Raw genomic sequence first — 17746 nt, forward strand, 5'->3', positions numbered from 1 at the left:
AAAAGGCAAGGCCGTTATTATTTTTCACACCTTGCTCTCTCAATTTCATAATATTTCATTGTACACCCCGCCTGATATATTTTATCCTCAAGAGATATTTCTCTTTTGAGGATAATTAGCCATTCTGTAATAATCAATTATAGCACAGCGTTTGTTCATGGTCAAGTAAAATTATTGACGCAGCAGCGGGAAAAAATCAAAGTCAGATTTTATGACGTGACCGATAATAGCTTCTTCTATAACATATTTTATAGCATTTACCATTGTTTCACTGCCGTTGTCAACGGCATCGTGCATTTTTATTGCATTTAGCACCAAACTTCTATGAGTTGATTTATGTTCTTCATATTTTTCATAGCCTATTGTTTTAATAATATTTTCTTCTCTTTTGAAATGAGCGTCAACGGTGAAAATTATTTTTTTTAGCAAAGCTGTATCTTTAAATTGATCTGGGAAATGGCACTTTTTTATAAGATCGTTAGACATGTTGATCAACATGCTATTGTCATTATCAATAATTGGATTGCCACTTTTAAAAAAAGGATTCCATTCTATTTCACTGATTTTTTCTTGATTAAACAAACGCAGATCTCCGTTACAGATAATTTTATTTCTGCCGATAGATTTTGCCAGATACAGAGAATTATCCAAAAAAGTGAAGTTTTTTTTCGAACTTATATTTATAGAATACTCTATGACACCAAAGCTGGCAGTAATGGAGCGCAGACCGGTCAAAGCGTTGTTTTCAATGATTTTGCGCATATTTTCTGCTACAATAGCAGCTTTACTGATATCTGTATGCCCTAAGAGAATGATAAATTCTTCACCGCCCCATCTGCACAAAATATCTGACTGGCGTAGATTACGCTCCAGCAGAGCTGCCGTTTCCCTGAGCACGTAGTCACCCTTTAGATGACCATATTCATCATTAATATTTTTGAAATGATCTATATCCAATAAAATCAGAGAAAACTTTTCTTTAGTCCTCAGTGTTTCGGCAACTTTACGTTTATATGCATCCAGAAAGTATGTTCTGTTATAGAGGTTAGTGAGAGCGTCTCTTGTGGCCAGTTCAAAAAGTTTTTCGCTGTCTTTTTGCAGATCGTTATTTAATTTATGCCGGCTTATACATGAATTTATCCTGGACATGAATATAGTAAAATCCAATGGTTTGAGCATAAAATCATCAGCACCTATATTTAGACGGTGCGTAATGTTTTTTTCATTATTGTAGCCTGTAATGATAATAATTATAGTGTCCTTATTGGTTTCACGGGTATGACGGACTAAAGTTTCTCCGTCATAAACAGGCATTACCAAGTCAATAAAGCAAAGATCGAAGCGTTGTTTTTCTTGTAAAAAATCCAAAGAGTTTTGATAATAATCTACATTTTTTATATTATGCAATAAAAAAAAGTCCTTTATCACATCAAGTGCAAAAGGATTATCATCAACGACTGCAATTTTCATTGATTTCAAAGTAGTGATGATTTTTATTTCATCATTTAATGTTTTTAGATAGTTGCAAAATCTGTTGCTGTCAAAATTCTTTTTATAAAAATAGGCCATTATGCCTAACTTAAAATAATATTTTTTTATATTGAAATCATCATCCGGCGAAACTACAATGATTTGGTTGTATGCAGTAAAATTATTTTTGCGTATCATTTTTACTATATAAGGTGTATGGACATCTCTGTCAATAATTATCAAATAAAAATTGTTTTTGTTTATTTCATGACAGGTATCTTCCAGAGATACTGTATATTTATATATAAAACCACTTTTTACCACTAAATTCTGTAATTTTTTTGAAAAAAGCCTATCTCGTCCTATATGCAAGACGTACATTCTATACCTCCAGATTATTCATTCAAATAAAAAGCCAGACTGCACTAATAAATAATGCAGCCTGGCAATCATGGATTATCTCGGTAGACCCAAGGCTTTGCGTCCTTGCCTTTCAGCAAGTTTGCCAACAATATTTTATATAAACGGTATACAAAATAAAATTTCACATAAAATTTCAGATATATAGCGGGCAGATCAAAACTTTTGTTTCATATGTACACCATTTGAACTAAAAAACTCATGAATTATATATATAAATAAACAAAACGGGCTTTCCTTGAGAGTAAAAGAAAGCCCATAACGATCAGGATAATATCAAGAAATTCAGCTGGCTATATCATTTCTGAACATACCATCTGCACCTCTAATGACACCATTGCCGATAGTAATATTTTCTGGTGCATATAGAACCATTGTGTTTGATATACGTTTAACTTCACCGTTGAGTACATAACAAACACCATTGATAAAATCACAAATGCGTTTTTGCGTTTCAGTATCAACTTTTTCATAATTTACAAGTGCAGCGCGTTTTTGTTTTAATGCATCAGCTATAGATTTTACTTCGTCGAATGCATTAATTTTAAAGATAAAAATTTTCATATCAGAAACTTTATTGGCATGTACAGATAAACGAGAGCGAACAGACGATATTGGAGATGACTCAGCCTCTGATGGCACTGGTTCCTGTTTATCAAACTGTCGTTTTTCTTCCAAAGAAGAAGACTCTGACCGATCCCGTTGTTCGGCAGTAACAGAATCGAACGACTCATCCACTTCTTCTATTGGCATTAAGATATTGGCTATTTTGTTTATCAATTTCAATAAAATCACCCCCACTCATCACAAAACACACCAGAATATATTTATTGTTTATTTGTATTCTACGAACAAGAATAAAATCCTTCTAGATCGAAAAAAATTTTTAATTTTATTTCGAACTTTTTCTCATACGACCGCGCCGCTGTTTATCAAGTACAGATTTACGCAAACGCACACTTTGCGGGGTAACTTCGACCAGTTCATCTTTATTTATATATTCCAAAGCCTGTTCAAGGCTTAAGATACGCGGAGGGGTAAGCCTTATTGCCTCATCAGAAGAACTTGTGCGCATGTTTGATACATTTTTTTTCTTGCATGGATTGATATCAATATCAATATCGCGGCTGTTTTCACCGACTATCATGCCTTCATATATATGTTGATTTGGTGAGATAAACATTGTACCGCGATCTTGTAAAGTATAGATTCCGTAAGAAGTGGTTTCACCCTGTTCAAAAGCAACCAAAGAACCACGGGCGCGTCCGGATATGTCTCCCTTATAAGGAACATAACCGTGGAACACATGATTCATAATGCCGTTGCCTTTAGTATTAGTCAAAAACTCGGATCTAAAACCAATGAGACCGCGAGCAGGAATAGTAAATTCCATTCTAAGATAACCGGAAAGCTCTACCATATTGGAAAGTTCAGCCTTACGTGTACCCAGTGATTCCATTACAGTTCCCATAAATTCCTGAGGAACTTCAATAGAAAGATTTTCCATCGGTTCACAAAGCTGTCCGTTTATTGTTTTGTAGATTACTTCAGGTTTACCGATTTGTAATTCAAACCCTTCCCGACGCATGGTTTCTATTAAAATTGACAGATGAAGTTCACCGCGGCCCGATACTTTGAATGTATCGGCAGAATCAGTTTCTTCAACTTTGAGACTGACATTTGTTTCAGTTTCTTTATACAGGCGGTCACGTAAATGACGGGAAGTAATAAACTCACCTTCCTTGCCGGCAAAAGGACTGGTATTTACACCGAAGGTCATGGAAAGTGTAGGTTCATCTATATTTATTGTAGGTAATGCTTCTGGTTGTTCTGCATCAGCTATAGTATGGCCTATACTTACATCACCCAATCCAGTTACAGCAACTATTTCACCGAGACCGGCCTCTTTTACAGGAACTCTTTTAAGTCCCTGATAAACAAAAAGCTGCCCAATTTTTGCCTTTTTCTGGTCATCACCGCTTATTATCACAACATTTTGAGCTTCTCTGGCATGACCGCGGATAATACGTCCAATTGCTACACGCCCTACATATTCATCTGCGTCCAGTGTAGTCACCATTATTTGCAAAGGTCCGTCAGCATCACCCTTTGGTGCGGGGATTTCTTTTATCAGAAGATTCATCAGAGGTTCCAAATTATCGCTTTCATCGTCCATGGAAAGCTTGGCGATACCATCGCGTGCAGCAGCGTATACAACCGGGAAATCGAGCTGATCATCATCCGCACCCAGTTCCATGAAAAGTTCTAAGACTTCATCATAGACATCATCCACACGCTGGTCGGGACGGTCAATTTTATTTATTACAACTATGGGTTTCAATTTTTGTTCTAAAGCTTTTCTAAGAACATATTTTGTTTGCGGCATAGGACCCTCAAATGCATCCACCAACAAGAGTACGCCGTCGACCATGTTTAAAACGCGTTCCACTTCTCCGCCAAAGTCAGCATGACCGGGTGTATCTACTATATTTATTTTTATATCACCGAACATAACAGCAGTGTTTTTTGACAGTATAGTAATACCGCGTTCTCTTTCCAAATCATTGGAATCCATGACACGTTCTGCTATCTGCTCATTGGCACGAAAAACATGACTCTGTCTAAGCATAGCGTCAACCAGTGTTGTTTTGCCGTGATCGACATGAGCAATTATAGCAATATTTCTAAGTTTTTCATTCGTACTCATAATTTAAATACATTCCTCCAGGAAATAATCTCAATGTTAACTGTATATCTTCACTATGATATTATAAATATTCAGCGGTGTCAATAATTTAAAAACAGCATCTTTAGAATTTCCTTCCAAGATAAATCAATACTATTTAAGTGATGACAACAAATAATATTGATAAATAGATATGAAAATCATCTTGCTGAATATGGAAAAATTTTGACAATTATGGCTGAAGCATTATGCAAAGATACTGCAAGTGTGTTATAATTTATAAGGTTGCTCAGATTATAAATTTGGAGGTATCATTAATGGCAAAAGTAACAACTACAGAAATGTTCAAAAAAGCCTATGAAGGCGGCTATGCTATCGGCGCTTTCAATGTAAACAACATGGAAATTATTCAAGGCATCACTGAAGCGGGCAAAGAAGAAAATGCTCCTCTTATTCTTCAGGTATCAGCTGGTGCCCGTAAATATGCTAAACATGTTTATCTTACAAAACTTGTAGAGGCAGCTATCGAAGATACTGATTTGCCAATCGCTTTGCATCTTGACCATGGTGCTGATTTCGATATTTGCAAATCCTGTATTGATGGCGGTTTTACTTCTGTCATGATTGACGGTTCAAAGCATAGTTTTAAGGATAATATTGAACTTACTAAACGTGTTGTAGAATATGCTCATAAGAAGGGCGTAGTAGTCGAAGGTGAATTGGGAAGACTTGCCGGAATAGAAGATGATGTAAACGTATCTTCTGAAGATTCTTCCTATACACAGCCTGAAGAAGTTGAAGATTTCGTAAAATCAACAGGTGTGGATTCACTGGCTATTGCAATCGGTACGAGCCATGGTGCTTTTAAATTTACGCCGGAACAGTGCACTAAAAATGCAGATGGTGTTTTAGTTCCGCCTCCACTCCGTTTTGACATACTGTCAGAAATTGAAAAAAGACTTCCTAATTTTCCTATAGTATTGCATGGTGCTTCATCTGTCATTCCTAAATATGTCGATATCATCAATAAAAATGGCGGTAAATTAGCTGATGCTGTCGGTATTCCGGAAGAACAACTCAGAAAAGCTGCTAAATTGGCAGTCTGCAAGATTAATATTGATTCAGATCTGCGTCTGGCTTTGACAGCAGGTATTCGTGAACATTTGACGGTACATCCGGATCACTTTGATCCGCGCCAGTATCTTACACCAGCCAGAGCTTACATTAAGGAACTTGTTAAACATAAAATTACTGATGTCCTTGGCTGCAATAACAAAGCTTAAACTGAGATCAGCATAAAAAGAGAATAAAATTATTCTTTTAACTGCTCTTTTTACAGCAGACAGTATTACATAGTAAACTGTTGCTGTAAAGGGAGCATTATTTATATTGCATTGCTGTTGCTATTTGAAAGATAATATAGTAGACTTTCGGATAAAGCTAATTGCAGCAGAGCTAATTGTTCTTGTTACTGCAGCTACATTTATAATTAGGAGGATTTATTTTGACAGACAGTAATGAACTAGTACTTGTTATTGATTTTGGCGGACAGTATAATCAGCTTATAGCCAGGCGGGTCAGAGAATGCGGAGTCTACTGCCAAATAGTACCTTATGATTATACACTTGATAAAATTAAGGCAAAAAATCCAAAAGGAATAATTCTTACGGGCGGGCCTGCCAGTGTTTATGCCAAAGATACCCCTCAGGCCGTAAAAGGATTATTTGACATAGATGTACCTGTGCTCGGTATTTGCTACGGGCATCAAATTATTGCCAATGAACTCGGTGGTATAGTGGAACATGCTGATTCAGGAGAATACGGCAAAACCTCAATACAACTGGAAAAGAATGATATTATTTTTGGGGAAATCGATAATGCTGATACTTGTTGGATGAGCCATAGAGATTATGTAGCAAAAGCTCCGGAAAATTTTAAAATATTGGCTACGACAAAGGCTGCACCTGTCGCCGCAATGGCTGATGAAAAACGCAAAATCTACGGTGTTCAGTTTCATCCTGAAGTAGAACATACACCTTTCGGAAAAAAGATGCTGCAAAACTTTCTGTTTAATGTATGTAATGTAAAAGGCAGCTGGAATATGACATCCTTTGCTGAAAGCAAGATCAAACAAATAAAAGAAATTGTCGGCGGAAAAAAAGTCCTCTGCGCTCTTTCCGGCGGAGTCGATTCTTCGGTGGCTGCTGTGATGACGCACAAGGCTGTCGGCAAACAATTAGTATGTATTTTCGTTGATCATGGGTTGCTGCGCAAAAATGAAGGTGACCAAGTTGAACAAATCTTCAAAAATCAATTTGATATGAATTTTATTCGTGTTGATGCCCGCGATAGATTTTTGGGGAAATTAAAAGGCATTTCCGATCCTGAAAGAAAGAGAAAAATAATAGGTGAAGAATTTATCCGCGTATTTGAAGAAGAAGCCGATAAATTAGGGAAAATGGATTTCCTTGTGCAGGGAACAATTTATCCGGATGTAGTTGAGAGTGGTACAAAGACTTCTGCTACGATAAAAAGCCATCATAATGTAGGCGGGCTGCCTGAGGATATGCAATTCGAGCTTATTGAACCACTGCGTGAACTTTTTAAGGATGAAGTGCGTGCAGTCGGCGAAAAATTAGGTATTCCTCATGATCTGGTATGGCGTCAGCCATTTCCGGGACCCGGACTTGCCATACGTGTCCTCGGAGAGGTGACAGAAGATAAATTAGCCGTTACACGTGAAGCCGACGCTATTTTCCGTGAAGAAATAGCCGCTGCCGGTCTTTCTGAAAAAATATGGCAATATTTTGCGTGTTTGCCAAATATAAAATCAGTCGGTGTCATGGGTGACAGCCGTACATATTGTCATACAATTGCCTTGCGTGCTGTTACAAGCTCCGATGCAATGACTTCTGAATGGGCGCAGATACCTTATGAAGTACTCGATAAAGTATCACGCCGGATAGTAAATGAAGTGCCCGGAGTCAACAGAGTAGTCTATGATATAACATCGAAACCTCCTGCTACTATTGAGTGGGAATAAAATAATTGTCTCGGGGCACTGCCATTTATTCTGAAAAGGGCCAAAATGGCTAACCCGCCGACATAGACAAAAAGACCTTGCATTAAAGCTTTTTACGAAGCTTATGCAGGGTCTTTTTTTATCCTCAACCCGCGAAAATACAGGGATTTCTGCTTGCTAAAAAAGAGCGGTCACCATGGAGTGGCGGGCATATCTGGCAAAGCCAGGTAGAATACGGGAAAATGCCTTTTGGAGAATAAATGGCAGTGCCCCACGACATGGTGATATTTTCTTTTATGTTTTTGGGGAAAATGGCACCCGTTCATGCACCTTAGCAACCATATGCATATAATGACCTGCCATTGTAACGGAAGCGTTACCTATGCGCCTTATGTATTCACGGCTTCCGATTACCGGAGCCACGCAAATTGCTTGAAGTTCAAAGGTTTAATATTTAATATCATGACCCGGCTGGCATTGTCACAGTAGCGGACAAGCTGCGCTGTTATCGCACTGCGGCAACAAGATGTTGCTGACAGAACTGGATTCACCGCGCTACTTACTGTGCTTATGAACAGGAGGACAGAAAAATTCCCTATCCTTTGGACACGCTAAGTAAAATCGTCTAGCTTTTTGGCATTGAAATTACAACCCTGCTTGATCAGTATAACCTTTTTATACAATGGACAAGGTCAGCAAATACGTGCATTGCGTCAAAGCCTGGGTCTAACGAAAGAAGAATTTGGTAATCTGTATGGATTTCATGTCTATACGGTTAACAAATGGGAAAATGACAGTATTCAAATGTTGAAAAGTACCTGGGTGAAATTGTTTGGTAATGAATAGTAGAATGTCAACAGCAATAAAGCACTTAGCTTTTTCTATCTCACTCAGCAGAAAATCCGGATAGCGGGAAACTTGCCAAATAAGAAGTTCTTATAGCCATTTACTAAATATACTAACCATTCTAACTGAGCTATTGACAAGAATGATTAGAACGGTTAGAATGTAATTAGAAAGTTTTTGGGAGGTGTGCAAATGGTCTTTCAGGAAAGCGAAACTGTAGAATTGAAAACGATCATTGTAGACGATATAAAAAAAGAGATCATCGCCTTTGCAAACTGCGAGGGCGGGAAACTTTACATTGGTGTTCGGGATGATAGTGAAGTTATCGGTGTAGATGATCCGGATGGGGCAGCTTTGCAGATCAGTAACATGGTGAGCGACGCAATTAAGCCGGATTTGACAATGTTTCTTCATTATGAAACATTGAAAGTAGAGGAAAAGAGCATTATTGCCGTTGAGATTCAGCGCGGAACGCAGCGTCCTTATTATATTGCAAAAAAAGGGTTGCGTCCCGAAGGTGTTTATGTCAGGCAGGGCTATTCTTCTGTACCTGCTACAGATACCGCAATACGGCGAATGATTAAAGAAACCGATGGAGACAGCTTTGAGGAAATACGGTCAATCGAGCAGGAATTGACTTTCGAGGCGGCACAAAAAGAATTTTCAGAAAGAAATATTTTGTTTGGACCGATTCAAATGAAAACATTGGGAATGATCAGTCAGGATGGCATATATACCAATCTTGGATTACTTCTTTCTGAACAATGCGTACATACCATTAAGGCTGCTGTTTTTGAAGGAACAAATCAAAGTGTATTCAAAGACCGGAAGGAGTTTTCCGGCTCTCTGTTTAAGCAGATGGAAGAGGTTTATGATTATATTGATTTTCACAATCAGACGCGCTCTACGTTTGATAAACTGCGGCGTATCGATACCAGGGATTATCCGGAGGTAGCTGTCAGAGAGGCTCTGTTAAATTCCCTGGTACACCGGGAATACTCGTTTAGGGCCAGTACGCTTATCAGTATCTATAGTGACAGAATAGAATTTACCTCAATTGGAGGCCTTGTTTCCGGGGTAACATTGAAGGATGTGTTGATGGGTATTTCTGTTTGTCGTAACACAAAGCTGGCAAATATATTCTATCGTTTGGAGCTGATTGAAGCCTACGGAACTGGTATGCGAAAGATTATGAATGCTTATGAAGTCAGTGGAAAGATACCGCAGATTGAAACATCCGATAATGTTTTTAAGCTTATCCTGCCAAATCTTAATGCGCAGACTGAGCAGAAACAGCTAAGTACTGAAGACGACAGCCAGGAGGAAAAAGTAATCCAACTGGCAAAAAAACAGGGCATGGTAACACGGAAGAAAGTTGAAAAGCTGTTAGAGATCGGACAGACAACCAGTGGACGCCTGCTAAAAAAAATGATAAAAAATGGGCAGCTGATTCAAGAAGGTAAGGGAAAAAACACACATTATCGGCCTTGCTCATAAATATGTTTAGGTAATTATGAAAATCCAAACGAAGGAAATTGTCTTACTACTATCAAAAAAATAAGCAGGAGAAGTGGTTTAAATGCCTTCTCTTGCTTATTTTAGTCTTTAAAAGAGTTTTGGATATTGGAAACTAATTCTAGCTTTTGTTCTTTGGAGCAGGGCAACTTGGCTATGTACTTCAAGACTGCTCCGGCATGAACGACCGCAATCTTTTTTTGCAAATCGCACAATCCCTCCGGACTCCGAGGAGGGCGGACGATTACTTTAAAATTTACACACTTCTTCAGCAGATGGCATAAACTGATGAACTTGTGGAATCCTATGATGTTCGACCTAGTGTGTCATCTACTTTGAATTATTAAACAAGTATAGTAAAATGTGATTGAGGATATGATGGTAAATGAAGCATGAGTACCAGATTAACTTAGCCACAGAAGAACGAAAAAAATTATTACAAATATTATCTAAGGGAAAAACTTCTGCAAGGCTGGTAAAAAGAGACAATATCTTATTAGCCCTTGATGGAAAAGACCCCAAATCAGAGGAAGCTTGCTGAAGAGCTTCATACTACAGCACAAACCATAATTAGAGTTTCTAAAGAATATTTAGACCTCGGTTTTGAAAAAACCATGTAATATAGACGGAATCCAATCCCTCAAATATCGCCCATTGTCGATGGCGAAGCGGAAGCTGGAATTTTGCAGATAGCATGTAGTGAAGCACCTGCAGGGCATAGTCGTTGGAGTTTAAAAATGATCGCTGCTAAAGCTATGGGATTACACATCGTAGAACATGTTTGCCCGGAAACAATTTGTAAGGCACTGAAAAAAACGAAATCAAACCACATTTAAATGCCTATTGGTGTATTCCAAGAAAAGAAAATGCTGCATTTGTAGCTTGTATGGAAGACTTTATGCAAATCCAGGACGATTTTCCCTTCAGACGACAGCCTCCTAAAAATGTTGTATTTAGCAATGATGGACATTACTAAAAAATGGACTGGACGGCGACAAGACTGGAGTCAAATAAGGGCACAGCTAGATATCTATTTTGAAGAACGCCTTTTAGAAAGAGATGTTTAAAGGGCATCACTTTTACAAGCAATACCCTTAAATTATATTACTATTAATTTTATATTAGCTTTTAGTGTTTACACAAAACTTGAAGAACTCTCACCATAGAAAAAAATGCCGCTAGTCCTTGTAATTACAATACAGGATTAGCGGTATTTTTTATATACACTGTTTAATTGATCGCTTACGAAATATACATAATCTGTTACAGTCTAAATATATCTTCAGTATTGTTAGTGGTGTTTATTTTCTTAGTATATAACTGTTTTATCATGCTTGAAAAATTTATAAAGTCCTGTTTTTGTTAGCCGGATAAGTTTCATATAATCAAACAAAGTTTTTAAATGGGAATATCGTTGATGGTTTTTACAAGATTTTCGGCTACGGCAGCTACATTTTTTACACCAGATAAACTGAGATCAATAATGTCAGTTTCCATATTATTTTTTTCATAAGCCTGTCCGAAAGTAGTAACAAATGCCCGGCGGAGGTCTGCACCATAGTTGATCTTGATAAGGTTATGTTTTACAGCTTCACGGATTATGTCAAATGGTATACCAGAACCACCATGCATGACCAGTGGAACAGGAGAAATTTTGGATATTTTTTCTAATAAAGAAATATCAATTTTGGGCTTGGCCTCTAAACCGTGAACGTTACCTACAGCTACAGCGAGGGTATCACATCCGGTACGTTCCACAAAATCTAAAACCATATCAGGATCTGTTTTGCAGTCAGATTCACTTGCCATATCATCTTCCTTACCGCCAATAGCACCGAGTTCAGCTTCTACCGGTATATCATAAAAATGACAGTACTGAACAGCTTTTTTTACTGCGGCTATATTTTCTTCAAACAGTAAATGTGAAGCATCAATCATAATAGATGTAAAGCCGGCGTTAACACAGGCTTTTACATCAGCATAAGATTTGCCATGGTCCAAATGAAGTCCGATAGGTATATCGTATTTAACAGCAGCCTTGCGAGCTAAGAATACGATTGTTTCAGGATCGGATAATCGTAAATTATTAGAAGAAATTTGGATATAGCCGGGGAGTTGTGCATCATTTAAGCCTTTCGCAATGGCGAAAGTCATTTCCATGTTTGTAGTGTTAAATGCTGGCAGTACCAGATTTCTCGTCTGTGCATATTTCATCAGGTCATAACCATTTACAAGTTTCATAATACATTGCTCCTTTTCCAAATATAAAGTTTTAATGGACAATTTTATGAGTCGATGCCATTGCCAGGCTTAACCTGCTTTGACTATGGCTTAAGTATAACAAAGGAAAAGAATGTAGAATTTATTGTTTCTGCATATATCTTTATGAAGGGGAGACAAGTCGGCTACAATTGATTTGCGCAATATTTTACGCAGAAGTGCATTAGTATTTGCGTATTATTTACGCAAAATGAACTACCATTATCTGCAGATTATAGAATGATATTTGCGCATTATATGCGTAATTAGTTTATTTGTGTTCATAAATTGATATGGTAACATATAGATAAGCTAACATGAGCAAAAAAAAATATGAAGGGAGAGTATTGGATGAAGATAGTTGTAATTTCACACGGCGATTTCGCAAAGGGGATAATAAACAGTGTGCAAATGTTGGCGGGTAGGCAGAAAAACCTGAAGGCATATGGACTTTATCCTGAAGAAGACAGAGAAGTTCTAGAGAAAAAAATAGAACAGGAATTAATAACCTCAAGAGAAGCTAATGAAGAAGTGCTAATATTATCAGATATTTTCCATGGTTCACCTTTTAATGCTGCCATCAAATTAATGAAAAATTATGATTTTTATCATGTAACAGGGATTAATATTCCTTTACTGGTATTGGCTATTTTGGAAAGATCAAGGGGAACGGGTGCTGCAGATATATGTGATAAAATGCTGGTGGAGTTTTTCAATACAGTACAGGATGCCAGAAGACTTTTGACCGAAGAAAGTGATGATACGGAGGATGAAATATTATGAAACAGATAACTTTAGCCAGAGTAGATGACCGTTTAATTCATGGGGAGGTAGTTTCTGTTTGGACACCATCATTAAGTATAAATAGAATTGTCGTAATTGATGACGGTGTTGCAGCGGATGCATTCAATAAACGTGTACTTAAAGCATTGGCACCTGCAGGTGTGAAGATTTTAGTCTGGGATGTAGCAACAGCAGCAGAAAAACTGCAGGCTGACCCAAAGACAGATGAAAAGATCATGTTACTTGCCAAAACACCGATTACCTTTAACAGACTGTACGATGCCGGTATTACCAGCATTAAGGAAGTAAATCTTGGTGGTATGGGGCTTAGAGATGAACGTAAAACCTTCATAAAAAATGTTGCCTGTGATGCTGATGAAATCGAATCTATAAAGGATATGCTGAGTAAAAACATCAGAGTTTATTATCAACTTGTTCCGGAACAACAAATCATTGAAACAAATGATTTTGTCAAATAACAGGCAGATCAAAAATAATAATATTTTTCGGAGGGAAGCAAAATGGATATTACTATTTTACAGGCTGTATTATTGGGTATAACTTATTGGTTAGCCGTTGGTAACTTACCTTTTGTTGGTTTGTGGTCACTTCAAAGACCACTGGTTTGTGGTTTTATTGCTGGTATTATTTTAGGTGATCCAGTACAAGGGGCCGTTGTTGGCGGTGCAATCAATCTCGTATATCTTGGGTTTATGTCTGCAGGCGGTTCTATGCCGGCTGATATGGGATTAGCTGGTGTACTTGGTACTACTTATGCTATTGCCGGCGGTCTTGATACTGCAACGTCACTTGCTATTGCGGTGCCAATTGGCATTCTTGGCACTATTGTGTGGTATGGGCGTATGACCTTTGACTCTATCTTTGTTCATATGGCCGATAACTATATTGAAAATGGCGAATATGATAAAATTTGGCGTGCCAACGTATTGTTTCCTCAGATGCTTTGCTTCGCAGCAACAGTTATTCCCTGTGCTTTAGCAGCATATTTCGGTGCATCTTATATTCAGGGTATTCTTGACTTATTAAGCGGTACTATTTTAAGAATTTTCCAAGTAATCGGCGGTATTATGCCGGCACTCGGAATTGCTATTACACTTATGTATATTTACAAAGGTGAAGCTAAAGTATTTTTGTTCATTGGCTTCATTTTAGCAGTATATTCACATCTCAGCCTTTTGACCTTGGGGATTATTGCCCTCCTGACAGCTGTAGTTTATGTTCAGGTAACCGAGGCTAATGCCAAAACCGCTGTAACGGTAAATGATGATGAGGAGGATGATGACCTATGAGTTTAAATACAAATGATAAATTGGTTACCACTGGTGCCCTGAAAAAGGCTTGGTTTATATGGGAAACCTTCCCGCAGACCTGTTACAACTATGAACGTATGATGGGCCAGGTTGTTGCTCATATGTTTGTGCCCATCGTTAAATGTCTCTATGGTGACAGCCCGGAAAAACGTAAAGAACTCATGAAACGTGAAATTGAATTCTTCAACGTACACATTGAATTTGGTGCCTGTATTTTAGGTATGATTATTGCTTTGGAAGAAGAGAAAGCCAAGGGTAATGATATCCCTAACGATTTAATTCGTAACCTTAAGACATCTCTTATGGGGCCTCTGGCTGGTGTCGGCGATACTATTTGGCAGGGGGTAGTCATTCCAATTTTGTTAGCTCTCTGTATTGATATGACCCACGCCGGAAGTGGAAATTTCTGGGGTTCTATAGTTTATGCTGTTGTTATAGTAGCTGCTGCCTATACAATTAGTTATAAAAATTTTATGTTCGGCTACAGGGCTGGCAGTAATGCGGTAATGGACTTTTTGGAAAATGGTACTATCAATAAAATTCTAAAAGGCGCTTCTGTAATGGGGTGTATGGTTATGGGCGGTTTGATAGTCAACTATGTTAAGGTAAATTGCGGCATAGAAATACCGAGTGAAACTTCTGTATATAGTATGCAGAAAGATTTCCTTGATACCGTAATGCCAAGTATTTTGCCATTGGCATCAACTATGGGGATTTTTTACCTGTTGAAAAAGCGTTGGACTTCGATCAAAATTATCGGTCTAATTATTGTAATCAGTATTGTATTAGGCGGTTTAGGGATTCTTACTTACTAATTTACAAATTCAGCTTCAACTAGATGGGAGTGTAATATATATGAAAGCAGTTATTTTAGAAAAACCGGGTAAATTTGTTGTTAAGGAAATTGATACTCCGGAAATTGGTGATAATGAGGTATTAATTAAGATTTATGCCTCGGGGATCTGTACTAATGATGTGCGTGACTTTAAAGGTGAATGCAATTACAGTTATCCGCGTATTGGCGGACATGAATATTGCGGTACAATTGTGTCTATGGGAAAAGAAGTAAACAAAAATCACTTTGCGATTGGCCAGAAAGCAGTACAGTATATTATCGATGATTGCAAAGAATGTTGTTTTTGTAAAAGTAAACAAGAAAATATATGTGAAAATTTACCGCTTACTAAAACTTTTCAAAATCCTGGCGGATTATCCGGGTATTGTGGTTTTGCCGAATATATTAATGCTAAGGCTGAAGATGTAGTTGTCTTTCCTGATGATGCTGATTTTGCTGATATGGTTTTCACTGAACCATTGGCGTGTGCAGTGAATAGTGTAAATCATACCAACATTAAATTTGGCGATGACGTTTTGGTTATAGGCGGCGGGACAATGGGGTTACTGCATGTAATGCTGGCTAAACTTAAAGGCGCCAGAGTAATCCTTAGTGAACCAATGGCAGAACGTCGGAAAAAAGCACTTAAACTTGGTTGTGATTATGCATTTGATTCTATTAATGATGATATTGTCAGCAGGGTAAAGGAACTTACCGGAGGACATGGCGCTAATGTTGTATTTAATACAACTGCAATTCCGGCGATTGCAAAGCAGGCCGTAGAACTTACTATCCCTGGTGGTACAGCAGTAATGTTTAGTTCGATCCATCCCAATAAACCGGTTGAAGTTGATATGGGGGCAGTACACTCCTTCCAGAAGACTATTACTGGTGCCGTAAGCCCGACAATAGATGCTTATTATCAGGCCGTTCTCCTTATTAGCAAAAAAATCATTAACCCAGCTGAGCTTATTGAAGATATTATTCCTTACAAAGACTTTGGTAAAGCAATTGCCTTAGCTTCACAGTCTGATACGTATAAAGTGATTTTGAAATTTGGTGAATTCTGATGAAATATTACATCGGTATAGACATGGGAACATCTTCTTTAAAGCTTACCATAGTTGATGAGAGTGGTAATATAACAATTCAGCTTAGTGAAGAATACGATTATGCTATGCCGAATCCCGATTGGCGGGAAATTAATCCGTCAGTCTGGATCCAGGCTTTGAATACAGTCATGAAAAAGCTTGGAGCAATTGCACCGGCAGAGATGAAATCCATTATTTGCATTGGCATTACTGGTCAGATGCATACTACATGCTTTTTAGACATGGCAGGAAAAAATATACGACCAGCCATTATGTGGAATGATACCCGGGCTGTTAAATTATTGATTAATTTAAAAGAAAAAATCAAAAAGCAGCAAAAAGCAGCTCACATTGCTGACATCATTTCCTCGGGAAGTCCAGCATTAAATATCTACTGGCTGAAAAAATGTGAGCCGGAAAATTTCGCTAGATTGGATAAATTTCTTATCGGTCCCGATTATATGGTTTATTATCTTACCGGTTATAAAGGAACAGATTATTGCGAGGCATCAACCTCTTCGCTTTATGATTTGTATAATGGCAATTGGTCAGAAGAAATACGGATTATAATTGGTTTGAGAAAAGAACAATATCCTACAATCAATGGCAGCAGTGCAATCGTGGGACTCGTGCATAAAACTTTAGCGGATAAATGGCATATCAGCCGTGACGTCAAAGTAATTGCCGGCACAGGCGATAATGCAGCGGCGGCTGTAGCTACCGGTGTTTATGAATACGGCTTTGCATCAATGTCACTAGGAACATCAGGTGTACTGGTATTTACTCGAGATAAACTGGATTTTTCATTAAAAGGAAAAAATATAGCATTTTCTGTTGATGGCAAAAAACTAGATTTTTTAGTGCAGGGTGTGCTGCAATCCTGTGGCCGGACCATGAATTGGTGGCTGAAAAATATCGTTGGTGAAAATGATTTCTCCAATGCTTTCAATAGCATAAGCTTAAAAAAATCAGCACAGAAGCAATTACTGTTTTATCCGCATATTATGGGAGATAAAACATTATACGGTGATACGAATCTCCGAGGCGCTTTTTTGGGATTAAGTGAGAATGACACCAAGGATGATATGCTGGCAGCAATTATGGAAGGTATAGCTTTTGCTACTAGGGAATTGATTGAAAAAATGGCAGTCCCTAAGAAGCGGTTGCAGTCTTTGCGGTTCACCGGCGGCGGCTCGAAGAATAAACTTTGGCTGCAGATAATGGCTAGTGTATTAAATATGCCAGTTCAGGCAATGCCTGATATGGGCGGAGCCAGCTACGGAGCGGCTCTTTTAGCAATGGAAAAATTACCGAAGCACAGCAATGATGCAGCGGCAGAAATAATTTATCCAGAAAAGAAACTATCAGAATGGTACCGGCAAAAATATAATAAATACCTCAAAATATATGAAGCTATCGAAAATGTCTTCTGAATAAAAGTTAATTGTGCCTAGGCTGTTGAGGTGTTTTTCAATGGCCTGGTTTATG

General features: G+C 38.0%; 13 protein-coding genes and 1 riboswitch. Of the genes, 9 read left to right on the plus strand and 4 right to left on the minus strand.

Annotated features, from left to right (window positions below; translation table 11 throughout):
• Window positions 1-171 precede the first annotated feature (171 nt).
• From NXG61_RS09435 to typA, 3 genes are all read right to left on the minus strand, one after another.
• Window positions 172-1851 carry a diguanylate cyclase gene (locus tag NXG61_RS09435; RefSeq protein ID WP_307225341.1) on the minus strand — a complete coding sequence of 560 codons (1680 nt, stop codon included), beginning with the start codon at window positions 1849-1851 and terminating at the stop codon, window positions 172-174.
• A 52-nt stretch (window positions 1852-1903) separates the two neighbouring features.
• Window positions 1904-1987, minus strand: a riboswitch (cyclic di-GMP riboswitch).
• A 188-nt stretch (window positions 1988-2175) separates the two neighbouring features.
• A complete protein-coding gene (locus NXG61_RS09440; RefSeq protein WP_196604594.1) occupies window positions 2176-2676 on the minus strand; it encodes a cell division protein SepF in 501 nt (166 codons plus the stop codon).
• Window positions 2677-2782: 106 nt separating this feature from the next.
• The gene (gene typA, locus NXG61_RS09445; RefSeq protein WP_196604595.1) at window positions 2783-4597 is read right to left on the minus strand and encodes a translational GTPase TypA; all 1815 of its coding nucleotides are present in this window, start codon (window positions 4595-4597) and stop codon (window positions 2783-2785) included.
• 296 nt (window positions 4598-4893) lie between these two features.
• On the opposite strand from typA, the gene fba reads away from it, so the two are divergent.
• From fba to NXG61_RS09460, 3 genes are all read left to right on the plus strand, one after another.
• Window positions 4894-5859, plus strand: a complete 966-nt coding sequence (fba, locus tag NXG61_RS09450) for a class II fructose-1,6-bisphosphate aldolase (RefSeq protein ID WP_196604596.1) — start codon at window positions 4894-4896, stop codon at window positions 5857-5859.
• Between the two features lie 218 nt (window positions 5860-6077).
• The gene (guaA, locus tag NXG61_RS09455; protein WP_307225345.1) at window positions 6078-7619 is read left to right on the plus strand and encodes a glutamine-hydrolyzing GMP synthase; all 1542 of its coding nucleotides are present in this window, start codon (window positions 6078-6080) and stop codon (window positions 7617-7619) included.
• A gap of 1017 nt (window positions 7620-8636) precedes the next feature.
• Window positions 8637-9941: an RNA-binding domain-containing protein gene (locus NXG61_RS09460; RefSeq protein ID WP_307225340.1), complete on the plus strand. Its 1305-nt coding sequence runs from the start codon at window positions 8637-8639 to the stop codon at window positions 9939-9941.
• A gap of 1416 nt (window positions 9942-11357) precedes the next feature.
• Here the strand turns inward: NXG61_RS09460 and NXG61_RS09465 are convergent.
• Window positions 11358-12200, minus strand: coding sequence for a class II aldolase (locus tag NXG61_RS09465; RefSeq protein ID WP_307225339.1), 843 nt, complete (start codon window positions 12198-12200; stop codon window positions 11358-11360).
• A 369-nt stretch (window positions 12201-12569) separates the two neighbouring features.
• Between NXG61_RS09465 and NXG61_RS09470 the strand changes: the two genes are divergently transcribed.
• The 6 genes from NXG61_RS09470 to NXG61_RS09495 are packed head-to-tail and all read left to right on the plus strand — an operon-like array spanning window position 12570 to window position 17691.
• Window positions 12570-13001, plus strand: a complete 432-nt coding sequence (locus tag NXG61_RS09470; protein ID WP_307225338.1) for a PTS sugar transporter subunit IIA — start codon at window positions 12570-12572, stop codon at window positions 12999-13001.
• Window positions 12998-13480, plus strand: a complete 483-nt coding sequence (locus NXG61_RS09475) for a PTS sugar transporter subunit IIB (RefSeq protein WP_307225337.1) — start codon at window positions 12998-13000, stop codon at window positions 13478-13480. Before NXG61_RS09470 ends, NXG61_RS09475 begins: the two co-directional genes overlap by 4 nt.
• Before the next feature lie 42 nt (window positions 13481-13522).
• Window positions 13523-14311 (plus strand): PTS mannose/fructose/sorbose/N-acetylgalactosamine transporter subunit IIC, encoded by a 789-nt coding sequence (locus NXG61_RS09480; RefSeq protein WP_307225336.1) that lies wholly within the window; start codon window positions 13523-13525, stop codon window positions 14309-14311.
• Window positions 14308-15147, plus strand: a complete 840-nt coding sequence (locus NXG61_RS09485; protein WP_432748912.1) for a PTS system mannose/fructose/sorbose family transporter subunit IID — start codon at window positions 14308-14310, stop codon at window positions 15145-15147. Before NXG61_RS09480 ends, NXG61_RS09485 begins: the two co-directional genes overlap by 4 nt.
• Before the next feature lie 40 nt (window positions 15148-15187).
• Window positions 15188-16237 (plus strand): zinc-dependent alcohol dehydrogenase, encoded by a 1050-nt coding sequence (locus NXG61_RS09490; protein ID WP_307225334.1) that lies wholly within the window; start codon window positions 15188-15190, stop codon window positions 16235-16237.
• A complete protein-coding gene (locus NXG61_RS09495; RefSeq protein WP_307225333.1) occupies window positions 16237-17691 on the plus strand; it encodes a xylulokinase in 1455 nt (484 codons plus the stop codon). Before NXG61_RS09490 ends, NXG61_RS09495 begins: the two co-directional genes overlap by 1 nt.
• Window positions 17692-17746: the final 55 nt, after the last annotated feature.

It is taken from the genome of Pectinatus haikarae, from assembly GCF_050916305.1.
Taxonomy (GTDB): Bacteria; Bacillota; Negativicutes; order Selenomonadales; family Selenomonadaceae; genus Pectinatus; species Pectinatus haikarae.